13 protein-coding genes are annotated in these 12,900 nt (G+C 44.8%); 1 reads left to right on the forward strand and 12 read right to left on the reverse strand.

Going from position 1 to position 12,900, the window contains the following annotated elements:
* Positions 1 to 3: 3 nt before the first annotated feature.
* The 3 genes from FEM55_RS10295 to FEM55_RS10305 form a co-directional block, all read right to left on the reverse strand.
* On the reverse strand, positions 4 to 981 hold the full coding sequence (locus FEM55_RS10295) for a glycosyltransferase family 9 protein (RefSeq protein ID WP_138281238.1): 978 nt from the start codon (positions 979 to 981) through the stop codon (positions 4 to 6).
* Positions 974 to 1,888 (reverse strand): lysophospholipid acyltransferase family protein, encoded by a 915-nt coding sequence (locus tag FEM55_RS10300; RefSeq protein WP_138281239.1) that lies wholly within the window; start codon positions 1,886 to 1,888, stop codon positions 974 to 976. The genes FEM55_RS10295 and FEM55_RS10300 overlap by 8 nt, the downstream gene beginning before the upstream one ends.
* Positions 1,889 to 1,988: 100 nt before the next feature.
* The gene (locus tag FEM55_RS10305) at positions 1,989 to 2,888 is read right to left on the reverse strand and encodes a lysophospholipid acyltransferase family protein (protein ID WP_171036528.1); all 900 of its coding nucleotides are present in this window, start codon (positions 2,886 to 2,888) and stop codon (positions 1,989 to 1,991) included.
* A 105-nt stretch (positions 2,889 to 2,993) separates the two neighbouring features.
* On the opposite strand from FEM55_RS10305, the gene FEM55_RS10310 reads away from it, so the two are divergent.
* Entirely contained in the window at positions 2,994 to 3,335 is a 342-nt protein-coding gene (locus tag FEM55_RS10310; RefSeq protein ID WP_138281241.1) for a hypothetical protein, read from the forward strand.
* Here the strand turns inward: FEM55_RS10310 and cobA are convergent.
* The 9 genes from cobA to FEM55_RS10355 form a co-directional block, all read right to left on the reverse strand.
* On the reverse strand, positions 3,332 to 4,105 hold the full coding sequence (gene cobA / locus FEM55_RS10315; RefSeq protein ID WP_138281242.1) for a uroporphyrinogen-III C-methyltransferase: 774 nt from the start codon (positions 4,103 to 4,105) through the stop codon (positions 3,332 to 3,334). The genes FEM55_RS10310 and cobA overlap by 4 nt on opposite strands.
* A 72-nt stretch (positions 4,106 to 4,177) precedes the next feature.
* Complete coding sequence (locus FEM55_RS10320) at positions 4,178 to 6,403, reverse strand: ferredoxin-like domain-containing protein (protein WP_138281243.1); 2,226 nt, start codon at positions 6,401 to 6,403, stop codon at positions 4,178 to 4,180.
* Between the two features lie 100 nt (positions 6,404 to 6,503).
* Positions 6,504 to 7,748 (reverse strand): sulfate adenylyltransferase subunit 1, encoded by a 1,245-nt coding sequence (locus FEM55_RS10325; RefSeq protein WP_138281244.1) that lies wholly within the window; start codon positions 7,746 to 7,748, stop codon positions 6,504 to 6,506.
* A gap of 69 nt (positions 7,749 to 7,817) precedes the next feature.
* The gene (gene cysD / locus FEM55_RS10330) at positions 7,818 to 8,771 is read right to left on the reverse strand and encodes a sulfate adenylyltransferase subunit CysD (protein ID WP_229209189.1); all 954 of its coding nucleotides are present in this window, start codon (positions 8,769 to 8,771) and stop codon (positions 7,818 to 7,820) included.
* A gap of 36 nt (positions 8,772 to 8,807) precedes the next feature.
* Positions 8,808 to 9,509: a phosphoadenylyl-sulfate reductase gene (locus tag FEM55_RS10335; RefSeq protein WP_138281245.1), complete on the reverse strand. Its 702-nt coding sequence runs from the start codon at positions 9,507 to 9,509 to the stop codon at positions 8,808 to 8,810.
* A 2-nt stretch (positions 9,510 to 9,511) separates the two neighbouring features.
* Complete coding sequence (locus FEM55_RS10340) at positions 9,512 to 9,970, reverse strand: PIN domain-containing protein (RefSeq protein WP_138281246.1); 459 nt, start codon at positions 9,968 to 9,970, stop codon at positions 9,512 to 9,514.
* A complete protein-coding gene (locus FEM55_RS10345; protein WP_138281247.1) occupies positions 9,963 to 10,190 on the reverse strand; it encodes a UPF0175 family protein in 228 nt (75 codons plus the stop codon). Before FEM55_RS10345 ends, FEM55_RS10340 begins: the two co-directional genes overlap by 8 nt.
* Before the next feature lie 39 nt (positions 10,191 to 10,229).
* On the reverse strand, positions 10,230 to 11,417 hold the full coding sequence (locus FEM55_RS10350; RefSeq protein WP_138281248.1) for a trans-sulfuration enzyme family protein: 1,188 nt from the start codon (positions 11,415 to 11,417) through the stop codon (positions 10,230 to 10,232).
* 202 nt (positions 11,418 to 11,619) lie between these two features.
* The gene (locus tag FEM55_RS10355; RefSeq protein WP_138281249.1) at positions 11,620 to 12,792 is read right to left on the reverse strand and encodes a sulfite exporter TauE/SafE family protein; all 1,173 of its coding nucleotides are present in this window, start codon (positions 12,790 to 12,792) and stop codon (positions 11,620 to 11,622) included.
* Positions 12,793 to 12,900: the final 108 nt, after the last annotated feature.

A 12,900-nucleotide genomic window follows, 5' to 3' on the forward strand; every position in this document is an offset into this window, starting at 1 on the left:
TCTTCACAGTAGTTCTTTGATCGGAAATTCAAATGAAATATCGTTCATGCACCTGAAGTGTTTTTGGGGACAGGCCTTGTAGCCGATTTTGGAACATGGCCGGCAGCGGAGGTTGTTATTTTCCAGTACTTCAAAGGAGGTTTTGTACGGATACATGCCGAAAGCAGGAACCGTATTTCCCCAGATGGAATAAACTTTCTTTTTGAATGCTGCAGCCACATGCATCAAGCCCGTATCGTGCGAAAATACGATAACGGATTTCCTGATCAGTGAAGCAGACTGATTGAAGTTATATTTTCCGCAGGCATTGAATACAAGCGTGTCGCCGATTGCTGCCCTTATGGCTTCACCCGCTTCTGCATCTTCCTTGCCGCCGAGAAGTATTATTGGAAAGCTGATTTTTCTGCAAAGTTCAATCATTCTCGGGACGGGCAGTTTTTTGGTGTGATGCTGTCCGCCGATTGCATAAGCTACAAAGCCTTTCTGGTGCGTTTCAGGAAGCCAGCTCAGTTCCACCTCATCTTTGTACGGAATAAAATAATCAAGCCCTTTTCCGTCATTGCTGATGCCGAAAGTTTTTACCGTTTCCAGGTATCTGTCCACAATGTGAACGTCCGGAAGATAATTGACCTTGAAACTTGTCAAAAGCCATTTCTGTACATTAAGCTTGTCGAAGCTAAACGACGGAATTCCAAGGGCAAGTTTGATGCGCAGTGTCCGGATGTTGGAATGAAGATCAATGATGTAATCAAACTTTTCTGCTTTCAGCGCTTTCAGGATTTTGCTGATGTCCGAATCCAGCGTCCAGACTTTATCAATGTAAGGATTGTCGCGCAGCAGAAATTCAAACTTGTCTTTTGTAAAATAATGGATTTCCGCATGGCCATGCTGTTGCTTCAGGCACCTGACAACCGGCGTAGTGAGTACGATGTCGCCGATGGAAGAAAAGCGCAGGACAAGGAATTTAACAGATTTATTCACTTTTCAATTCTTGACGTTTCTGAAAGGGAAGCAGATGGTCCGGACGTGTGTGTTTCCACCGGCGATGGCTCCATAGCCAGTTGTCCGGCTGTTTGATGATGTCTTCTTCCAGAAATTCAATCTGGCACTGAAGAATGTTGTTGGCCGGTTCCTGCTTCGGATTTTCAGTAATCAGTTTAAAATAGGTTTTATAGAAGCCTCTCTTTATTTCATTCCGTAAAATTCCCATATACAAAACCGGTGCATTGAGCCGGCGTGCAATGAGTTCGCCTCCGCGGAAAACGCCTGTATCCTGATTCAGAAAACGGGTCCAGTACGCTTTTTCCGGATTCGGTGACTGATCATTGATCAGCACAAATAAAAACGGTTTTTCGCGTGGTGCCAGTGCTTTTACCATGGCTTCTTTCATCGGGACCATTTCGGTGCCGAACTTGGTCCGCACTTTTCTGAACCAGTCTTCAAAAATTTCATTGGCAAGCTCGTGATAAACGACAACAATTTGGTAGGATAATTTGGCAGAAGCAAATAAATTAAGCATTTCCCAGTTTCCAAGATGGCCTGAGACGACTACAACGTTTTTCTGCTGGGCATAATAATGATCAAGCAACTTGGTTTCTATCTCGAATCTTTCGAGTAAATCCTTTTTTGAAACAGATCTCAGTTTGATGGTTTCAAAGATAATATCCGTAAAATTCCGGTAATATTTTTTCGCAATGGACTGGATTGTAGATTCATTGTAAGCCGGAAAGCTGTTTTGCAGATTGCTGATGATGACATTTCTTCTGTAATGGCCTATTTTAAAAATCAGAAAGCGGAAAATGTCAGAAAGTTTATAGAGTTTTTTCCAGGAAAGCCTCGAAATCGCTGTCAGGATAAACAGTAATAATCGGGTGGAAAGTGTTTTCATTGAGTAAAATTCTTTTGCAGTAAAAAGCAAATCTGCAAAGGAAATAGTTCCGGAAATCAGCATTTAAATCAGCCGGCCGCGCTTGTTGAACGGGTAAGTTCTAGGACAGTGTTTGCTCGGGTTTCAGGTTCTGCGGCCTTTTGTGTTTCCAGCGCCTGTGGCTCCACAGCCAGTTATGCGGCTGCTGTTCAATATTTTTTTCCAGAATCTGCAGCTGTTTTTCCAGAATTACATTATTGCGGACTTCCCTCGGGTTTTCAGTAATGACCGAAATGGCCACTTCATAAAACCCTCTTTGATTGGCAACTTTACTGAAATCGGCATACAGTACAGTCAGGTTATAGCGGCGTGCAATGGTTTCGACGCCCCGGAAAACGCCGGTATCCTGACATAGAAACTTGGTCCAGAAAGCCGTCTTCGGATTGGGCGACTGGTCATTTGCGAGTACCACAACGTAAGGTTTGTCCCTCGGTTTCTGCAGTTCTTTGAAAATATTGTCCATCGGCACCAGCACAGCACCAAACCTCGTTCTCAGATCCAGAAACCACTGATCGGATGCCGGATTCTGAAGCGGCCGGTACACCACAATGCATTCGTGTTTGAAGCAAAGCGATGAAAACAAATTGGCCAGTTCCCAGTTGCCTCTGTGTCCCATCAGAAAAATAATGTTGGTTTTATCATGATAATACCGGTCCATGATGCTGATATCGCCTTGCAGCCGTTCGCGGACACACTCCGGGCTTGCGCTTCGGAATTTGATCGTTTCCACGATCAGATCGGTGAAGTGAATGCAGAAGTTCTTTTCGATACGGTTTAGTTCTGCATCTGTTTTTTCAGGAAAACTGTTTCTGAGATTTTCACGGATCACCTTTTTACGGTAACCGATCACGCCGAACACAGACCAGCAAAGAAAGTCGGAAAGCCGGAAAGCATTTTTCCAGGAAAGATGCGAAACCTGATTGAGCAGGGAAAAAAGAAACTGGGAAATAGTGTGTTTCATGAAAACAATTTTTACAATAATACGTATATATAGTATGTATATAAAATGTTGGCAATTGTTTTCAGAATTGTTAAATTCACTGTTTCTAACCAAATCCATAACGACATGCTGGCAGAATTATTGGATATAAAAAATGATCGCCGCATGAGCGTATACCTTTACCGGATAGGCTTCGGGATGTGGCTTATGTATCTTGTGCTCGGAGCGCCCGCACTGCATACGTACCATCATTATCGCCAGGATTGCGGATTGCTGTCGTTCGTACTGATGATTTTCGGATTCAGTGCTTCCATGGTTTATAATTATTTTCATCACCATGATCAGTATGAAATGAAAAAGAAATGGCTTTTTATCAGCTATGCTGCCTTGGCAGTAATCATTTACTTTCTTGAATTCCGGGGCAAGGAAAATTTTATTGACCTGAACTGGGTGCTGAGCCTTTTTTAATCTTCCTTCAGATTGGCTGATTTGTTTTTTACTATCATTTCCTGAATCTGTTCATAAGACAAATCCGGAAGCGCAGCCACTTTTCCAATGACGATAATTGCCGGCGAAGCCATTCCGCTCACTTTGGACAGCGGCACAATGTTGCTTATTTTTCCTGTAACAAGTTTCTGATTTTCAAGCGTTCCGTTCTGAATGATGGAAATTGGTTCGTCCAGCTTGTTAATGGCGGAATAAATGGAAACGATTTCTTCCAGCTTATGCAAACCCATTAAAATGACAACTGTTGCCGTTGACTGTGCGGCCAGATAAATATCTTGAGAAAGTTCGTGTGCTTTCGTAGTACCCGTAATGACCCAGAAACTTTCGCTGATGCCTCTGGAAGTAAGCGGAATGCCAGCCGAGGCAGGAGCTGCATAACTGCTGGAAATACCCGGAATGACTTCTGTCTCAATCCCGTGCTGTGCGGCAAAAGCAATTTCTTCGTAGCCACGTCCGAAAATAAAAGAGTCACCGCCTTTCAACCGGACAACTTTGTCATACTTTCGGGCATTCTCAACAATCAGATCATTGATTTCATCCTGTCCGCAGCTGGTTTTGCCAAAGCGTTTTCCGACAAGAATTTTGATGCAATCAGAAGGGCAGTAATCAAGAAGAGCCGGGTGCGCGAGTGAATCGTATAATACAACCCGTGCGTTTTGCAGGGCCTTAACTCCTTTGAGGGTTATAAGCTCCGGATCGCCCGGTCCTGCACCAATTAATGTAAGTTTCATATTTAAATTGAACCCGGCTTTCAGCAAACAAGTATCAGATTCTGTTATTGTTTACAGAAAGCCGGGATTCTTTTAGCTGTCTTTTCCGAATGTCAGTTCCTGCAATACGGGCTCGCCGGTTTCGACAAGCTGGTTTTCGCGGGATTGCTGAACATAGTTCAGGAATTCAGAAGCTGTATTGATATAGTAAGTTGCAAATTCCTCACTCGGCTCAAACTTGTTGATGCTGAACGCAAGTGAACGGAAAGGCGTTTCTGCCGAATCCGGCAGAACGAACTCTGAAGGAATTTCATACCGGAATTCTTTGCCAAAGTTGGTTTCAAAGTCATTGACAATGCCATACTGCGTATTGGTGCTGATGTCTTTGGTCATCAGCAGCGCTTTTGCACCGGTAATCAGCACATTGTAAGCATGGTAAATAGCATCGGCCCAGTTTTCTGCTTCGTAGTTTTCTCTGGACAATTTCAGTTTTTCCTGTGCTTCGGTAATGGTGGTTGCCACGAGATCAATCATTACACCGGCACATTCTCCAACGCCAACCTCTGTTTTGAACAGTTCGTCATGATCCCAGTCACGGTAATCGCTGTCCTGAACATTTGTCAGATCGGCAAGCGGTTTCAGAAGCTGATAAAAGTAATTTTTAGTCTGACGATTGTAGTACTGGTTATAATATTCACCGTCAAAAGCATTCTGCTCATAATCATTGAACAGCATGCGCAATGCTTCCGGACCTCTTTTTGTCGGGATTTTAATTACTTTGTCACCGATCAGACCAACGCCATCTCCGGTAAAACCGCCGCCGAGCAGTACTTGCAATGCCGGAAGTACGAGTTTGCCGTTCTTTATGGAACTGCCATGAAATCCGATGTTAGAAGCATTGTGCTGTCCACAACCGTTCATGCAGCCGCTGATTTTTATCTTGATATCCTGATTGTAAATCATCTCAGGAAATTCATCCCGCATCACATCTTCCAGCGCGCGGGTAATGCCGTAACTGCTTGAAATGGCAAGGTTGCAGGTGTCGGTTCCCGGGCAGGTCGTAATATCTGCAGTGCTGTCGAAACCAGGCGTTGCCAGGCCGAGTCCTTTCAACCGCTGGAAAACAGCTGCAAGATCTTCGGGCTTAATAAAACGTAACAAATAGCCTTGATTTACAGTCACCCGGATATCATCCGCTGCATACGCACGAACCAGATCAGCCAGTGAACGTGCAATACTCGAGTTCATATCGCCCAGTAAAACACGCAGCTGAACAGCATACCAGCCTTTTTGTTTTTGCTCAAAAACGTTTGTTTTCAGCCATTTCTCAAATTCATCAGTTTCATCTGCTTTCAATGCCACACTTGCAAGACTGATGATTTCATCGTTGTTCAATGAAGGGCGGGAAGCGTATTCAATGCTTTCTGCCGGTTTCTGAAACAGATCTTCAGGTATGCTGAAAACTTTATTTTTTAATGCCGTACGTTCTGCTTTTGCTTTTTCCAACAAATCTTCCAGGCCAATTTCGTTCAAGAGAAATTTCATACGGGCCTTGTGACGGCGTGTACGTTCTCCGAAACGGTCAAAAACGCGCAGTAATGATTCTATAAAAGGAATTACATGTTCTTCTTCAAGGAATTCGTAAGCGGTTTGTGCAGAAAAAGGCTGTGCGCCCAATCCGCCGCCGATCAGAACTTTAAATCCTTTTACCTGTTCGCCGTTTTCATTTTGTCCCCATTTTGCAATCAGCCCAACGTCGTGAATAAATGCCAGCGCGGAATCTTTTTCGGAGGAAGAAACGGCAATTTTAAACTTTCGTCCCATATCCTGACAGATCGGGTTGCGCAGAAAATAGGCAAATATGGAATGCGCAATCGGAGAAACGTCAAAAGGTTCGTCCGGATCAATTCCGGCTATGGACGAGGCCGTTACGTTACGAACCGTATTACCGCAGGCTTCTTTCAATGTAATGCCCGCATCTTCAAGGTCAGCCCAAAGCTGCGGCGAATCAGAAAGTTTTACAAAGTGAAGCTGAATATCTTGACGGGTTGTCGCATGCAGGTTTCCGGTTGCATATTTATCCGAAGTATCCGCAATCCGCACAAGCTGATCCGCCGTAACGCGGCCGTAAGGAAGTTTGATACGGATCATCTGAACGCCCGGCTGACGTTGTCCGTACACGCCGCGGGTCAGACGAAACTTGCGGAATGCTTCATCCGGCGTTTCACCGGTATTGAACGCACCGATTTTTTGCTGCAGATCAATGATATCGCGCTTTGCAACGGCGGATACTTTTTCAGAAATGATTATTTCGCTCATGTTGATATTCTTATTTGCACTGTCACGCTGAGCGAAGCCGAAGCTTATGTGATCTATAATAATGCTTTTTCGCTCAATATGACCGTTATGGATAGTCTTTTTATTCAATCATACATGCCCCGACAGTCACATTAGAAGTTTCATCGATCAGGATGGCTGCGCCATTTGAGCGGTTTCTCTGATATGCGTCGTAAGCAATCGGCTGGGCTGTTCTCAAGACAATTCTTGCCACATCATTCAGTTTCAGACTTTCTACTTCGTCCAGCTTTTCGTATGAGTTGATATCAATCTGGTATTCTATGTCGCGGATGGAACAGCGGGACCTTGCAGTTCCGTGCTGTAATACGTATTTATTTCCGGGTTTGAGTTGTTTTTTGTCATCCATCCAGCACACCAGCGCTTCGATATCCTGACTTACAACCGGAGAATTATTCAGGGAAACGATCATATCTCCGCGGCTGATGTCAATGTCGTCTTCCAGCAGTATGGTAACCGATTCTAAAACAGAGGCTTCTTCAATTTCGTTTCCGCCGAATTCAATTTTGGCAATTTTTGATTCCTGCTCGGAAGGAAGCACCTTGACAAGATCGCCTTTTTTGAACGTTCCGCTTTGTACACGGCCTGCGTATCCGCGGTAATCGTGCAGTTCTTCGGTTTGAGGACGGATCACGTATTGTACCGAAAAACGGCTGTCTTCCAGATTCTGATCTTTTAAAACATTGACAGTTTCCAAAACGGAAAGCAACGTTTCGCCTGTATACCAAGGCATGTTAGCAGATCTGTCTACAATATTATCGCCGTTCAGTGCACTTACGGGAATAATGGTCAGGTCTTTGATCAAAAGCTTTGAAGCCAGTTCCTGATAGGATTTTGCGATTTCCAGAAAAGCGTCCTCTGAATTTCCTACCAGATCCATTTTGTTGATGGCCACAATGACATGCGGAATACCGAGCATGGAAGCTATCAGCGAATGACGCCGGGTTTGTTCCACAACGCCGTGACGCGCATCCACCAGAATAATGGCAAGATCCGCGTTGGAAGCGCCTGTTACCATATTTCTTGTATACTGAATATGGCCCGGTGCATCAATGCTGATAAATTTCCTGTTTGGCGTCTGAAAATATTTGTAGGCAACGTCAATCGTAATTCCCTGTTCGCGCTCGGAACGAAGGCCGTCAGTCAGCAATGCAAGATCGATTTCTCCAACGTTGCGGCTTTTGCTGGCGCGTTCGATGGCTTCCATCTGATCTGCAAGAATATTTTTTGTATCGTAAAGCAAGCGTCCGATCAATGTACTCTTTCCGTCATCAACGGAACCTGCTGTAATAAATCTTAATAAATCCATTTCGTCATTGAATTTGAAAACGGCCGTTCAGCCGCAAATAAACCTTTTCTTCTCCGTCTGTACTTCCGATCAGAAATAACCTCCTTTTTTACGATCTTCCATCGCCGCTTCGGTCTGCTGATCATCGATGCGCGTTTCGCCACGTTCACTGATCCTAGAAACGGTAATTTCAGCAATAACCTCGTCCAAAGTAGCCGCACTGGATTCCACGGCAGCGGTACAGGTCATGTCGCCAACCGTACGGAAGCGGACCTGACGGGTTACAATCTGGTCATCTTCATCTTTTTCAATCACCGGCGTATTGGCCAGCAGACGCCCGTCACGTAAGATCAGTTCCCGTTCGTGTGCAAAATAGATGGAAGGAAGCGCTATTTTTTCTCTTTTCAGATAAGCCCAGACGTCCAGTTCAGTCCAGTTGGAAATCGGGAAAACGCGCACGTTTTCGCCTTTATGAATGCGGCCGTTGAAAAGGTTCCAAAGCTCGGGCCGCTGACGTTTCGGGTCCCACTGGCCGAACTCGTCGCGGAATGAGAAAATCCGTTCCTTTGCACGTGCTTTTTCCTCATCACGACGTGCGCCGCCTATGCAGGCATCAAATTCAAATTCTTCAATGGTATCCAGCAAAGTAAATGTCTGAAGCCAGTTGCGGCTTGCATTTTTACCGGTCTGCTCTTTAAGTCCTTTTGCCTTGATCGTATCTTCCACATAGCGGACGATCAGCTTGGCACCCGTAAGCTGGGCAAGTTCATCGCGGTAATTGATTGCTTCAATAAAATTGTGTCCGGTATCAACATGTACAAGCGGGAACGGGATTTTACCCGGAGCAAAGGCTTTCTGAGCAAGGCGAACAAGGGTGATTGAATCTTTTCCGCCTGAAAACAACAAGGCTGGACGCTCAAACTGGCCGGCCACTTCACGCATGATATAAATAGCTTCGGCTTCTAGCTGGTCCAGATAATCGGGCGTTCTGCGTCCGGCATCCTGATCGCTGATTTCCGACACTTCTTTAACTGAAATTGACATACTCGCTTTATTATTTAACTTTCTCTTCTGATTATATTATTTGGCATGCAAGCCGCATTCTTTTTTGGATTCATCTTCCCACCACCAGCGTCCGGCGCGGAAATCCTCGCCTTCCTGAATGGCACGGGTGCACGGAGCGCAGCCAATGCTTACAAAGCCTTTGTCGTGCAATGGGTTGTAAGGGATTCCGTTGGATTTTACATACGATTTAACTTCCTCGAAAGTCCAGTCCAGAATAGGGTGGAACTTCACCAGCTGATGCGCCTCGTCCCATTCCAGCCTTTCCATTCCCTGACGGTTTCCCGACTGTTCTGCCCTGATGCCCGTGACCCAGATTTTGGCACCTTTCAAGGCGCGGTTCAAAGGTTCCACTTTCCGGATGAAGCAGCATTCTTTTCTGTTTTCCACCGATTCGTAAAAACTCAGCGGGCCTTTGGTGCTCACCAGTTCCTCGGCTGCGCTGGTCTGCGGGTAGTAAACCTTGATTTTGGTGTCGTAGCGGTTATTTGTCTTTTGAAGCGTCATGTACGTTTCGCTGAACAAACGGCCGGTATCCAGGGTAAAAATGGTGATGTTGATGTTATTCTTCAGAATAAGATCAGTTATAGCCTGGTCCTCGTAGCCAAGACTGGTCGAAAAAACGACTTCACCGGGAAAAAGGTCAGCCAGAATCGCCAGTGATTCGATTTCATTTTTGCCTTCAATGGCTGCGTTTAAAGAGGATAATAGGGTGTTCATGATTATTCGCCAGCTTCTAATATAGCTTCTTTTATAACTTTGTCACTGATCCTGAAATCAGTAGCTTGTATTTTTTCAAACAATGGCCTTACTGAATGGATAGTGCCACGCTGCTTTGCTTTTACAATTACGCCGATTGTTCCGGTGACTTTAAGATTCAGTTTTGCTGCGATTTTTCTGGCTTTCAGATCATCCAGTATAACCGTGCAATCTTCAGTTTCAAAGGCTAGCGTTAAAGCCGTTGCTTCACCCAAATCAAGCACTTCTTCAAAAAGCAATTGTAATTTTTTATCTTTAATACCTTTTATTTCGATCCATGCAGGCAGTTCCAAATCAAATTCCTCTGCGATTTCTTCTGTAATAATGATCCTGCTATAGTTGTTTCTGAGCAGTTCAAGCTGATCAATTTTTGACAGAATAATCAGGCAACTTGAATCAGCAATTACCAGACTGTCATGCATTTAGAATATCACTTTTTAAATCCTCGGAAGATTCACTGAACAAGGAAAATCCGAATTTGCCCATCATTTCAATGAATGACCGTTTGCTGATGCCGGTAATTTCAGCAGCCTGACCGATTGTTACTTTTCCGCGCTCATATAACTGACCGGCTAAAAGCATTTTAATTTCAAATTCTTCTGAATCAAGGGATTCAGGCAAATGAATAGTGAGTGCTTTCATATTTATTTCTTGAAACAGCTGCTCGGAAAAATCCGGATTTTACTCCAATATATCACTTTTTACCGAGACCTCTACGGCGTTGGTAAAATCTTCAATCAGGTCTTCAATGTCTTCCAAACCAACAGATATTCTTATCAACCCTTCCGTAATGCCCAAAGCAAGTTTTTCGTCCGGTTTGAGCTTGGCATGCGTTGTCGTATACGGATTTGTTACAATTGTTCGCGTATCGCCCAGATTGGAAGAAAGGGAAGCGATTTCCAGTGCATCCATAAACGCAGCTACTCTTTCAAAACCGCCTTCCAGCTCAATGGTAACAACCGCGCCGCCACCGCTCATCTGCTGTTTGGCAAGCTGGAACTGCGGATGTGATTCCAGAAACGGGTATTTTACGTTTTTTACATCTGCATGACTTTCAAGTGCTTTTGCAAGCTGCAATGCATTGGCGGAATGTTTTTCCATTCTGAGGCTCAGTGTTTCGAGGCTTTTGCTTAAAACCCATGCATTGAATGGCGACATGGACGGTCCCGTCTGGCGACAGAAAAACCTTAATTCCTTGATATATTCTTTTTTGCCGACAACAATTCCGCCCAGTACGCGTCCTTGTCCGTCCATGAATTTGGTAGCGGAATGTACAACCAGATCAGCGCCGAATTCCGCCGGATTTTGCAAGGCCGGAGAAGCAAAGCAATTGTCAACGTTGAAAATCAGATTGTGTTTTTTGCATATTCTGCCGATCATGGCCAGATCAACCAAATCGAGGCCGGGATTGGAAGGTGTTTCAAGGTAAATCATTTTGCTGTTCGGCTGTACAGCAGCTTCCCAATCCGCTTCACTTGCATCGGAGTCCAGATAAGTATAGGTAATGCCCCATTTGCTCAGAATCTGTGTAATGATCTGATGCGCTGAGCCAAACAATGCGCGGCTTGCCAGAATATGATCGCCGTTTTTCAGCAATGCAGCCATACTTGCAAAAACCGCAGCCATTCCGGTTGCCGTAGCAACGCCGTCTTCACAATCTTCCAGAAGGCAAACCTTGTCTACAAATTCCTGAACACTCGGATTGGAAAAACGGCTGTAAATGTTTCCTTCTTCTGTTTCTTCAAAAAGCGCTTTTCCCTGTTCTGCACTTTCGAAGGTAAAACTGCTGGTTAAAAAAAGCGGTGTGGAATGTTCGCGGTATTTGGTTTTCCCTGTTTGCGTGCGTATTGCTTTGGTTTGCTTTTTCATATCTGGTTGGTGAAAAGCTTTTAGCGGTTAGCTGTTGGCTTTTAGCTATCGGCTTCCGGCATTTAAAATTTAATTCTGTTTTAATTAATATCTGTTAATTGTTCCTGCTGCAATGATCAGCAGTGTTTTTATCAGGTTTATTCGGGTTCGGCAAGTATAGTAAAAGCCATTTTATATTATCTTAACAGCTAACAGCTAACAGCTAGTCGCTAAACAAAACCATATAAATAATCCTCAGACTCACAATCACAACAATGGTTCCGACCATAATCATCATGGTTTTGATCGGCAGTCTTCTCGACAGGTTTGCTGCAATCGGAGCGGCGACCATTCCGCCCAATATCAGTCCCAATACAACTTTCCAGTGTGAAAAACCGATAATGCTGATAAAAGTGACCGAACTTGCAAGCGATACAAAGAACTCCGCCAGGTTTACAGATCCGATCGTATATTTCGGATGACGTCCGCGTGCGATCAGCGTGGAGGTTACAATCGGTCCCCAGCCTCCTCCGCCGATTGAATCCAGCGTTCCGCCTGCCATTGCAAGCCAGCCGATTTTCGTAAACGGTCTTTTTTCAATACGCTTCTTTAACGCTTTCTGAATAATAAGAATTCCCAGAATCAGCGTATAAACTGCAACCAGCGGCTTGATGATATAAATATAGTGTTCCAGCGATGATAAAAGATACGCTCCTGTAATAGCGCCGATTACACCCGGAAAAAGAATTTTCTTGAAAAGCTTGCTGTTTACATTGCCGAATTTCAGGTGCATGTAACCCGAAACGCCGCTTGTAAATATCTCGGAAGTGTGAACGCTTGCACTTACTGCCGAAGGCGGAACGCCCAGCGTAAGCAAAAAAGTAGCTGCGGTAACGCCGTAAGCCATGCCCAGAGCGCCGTCGATCATTTGCGCCACAAACCCGCCAAGCACGTAATAGAAGAAAGTCTCATTGAGTTCCAGCTCGTTCCAGAGTACGGTAAGCCGGTCATAAGTAAAAAAAGTAAACAGCAAATGGCCGACGATCATCAATGCAATTGCCGAAAATATGTTGACTGCTACTTCGGTACGGCTTCGTTTCCGGATGGTTGCCGCCCATATCTTCTGCTGGACCGTTTCCCACGTCAAAGGCGTTTTTGTTCTTGTCGCTGCGGAAATGTTGTCGTTGGAGACCGGCAGGGAAGGTGCCGATAACTGGCTGAAACGTACATCGGATTCCTGAGGAAGATCCCGTAAATAAACAACCTGCCCTTTTTCACGGGCAAGTGCTGCCAAACGCCGGTCTTCTTCCGGATTGCCGCTTGCAATGTACGCTACCTGAAGAGATTCCCAGTCGTTCGTCTTCGTTGAGGGTGTAAAATCCGCTGCTTCCTTCAAAGTCTATGTGGTATACTAAAATTGTAGAGTAATTCGCCGTAAAAATAGCAAACCCCGGTTTGCTGCTTTGATCACAAATTTAAGATCAAAATGTTAGTTTTCAAAGAA

The sequence above is a fragment of the Dyadobacter sediminis genome (assembly GCF_005860765.1).
Lineage (GTDB): Bacteria > Bacteroidota > Bacteroidia > Cytophagales > Spirosomataceae > Dyadobacter > Dyadobacter sediminis.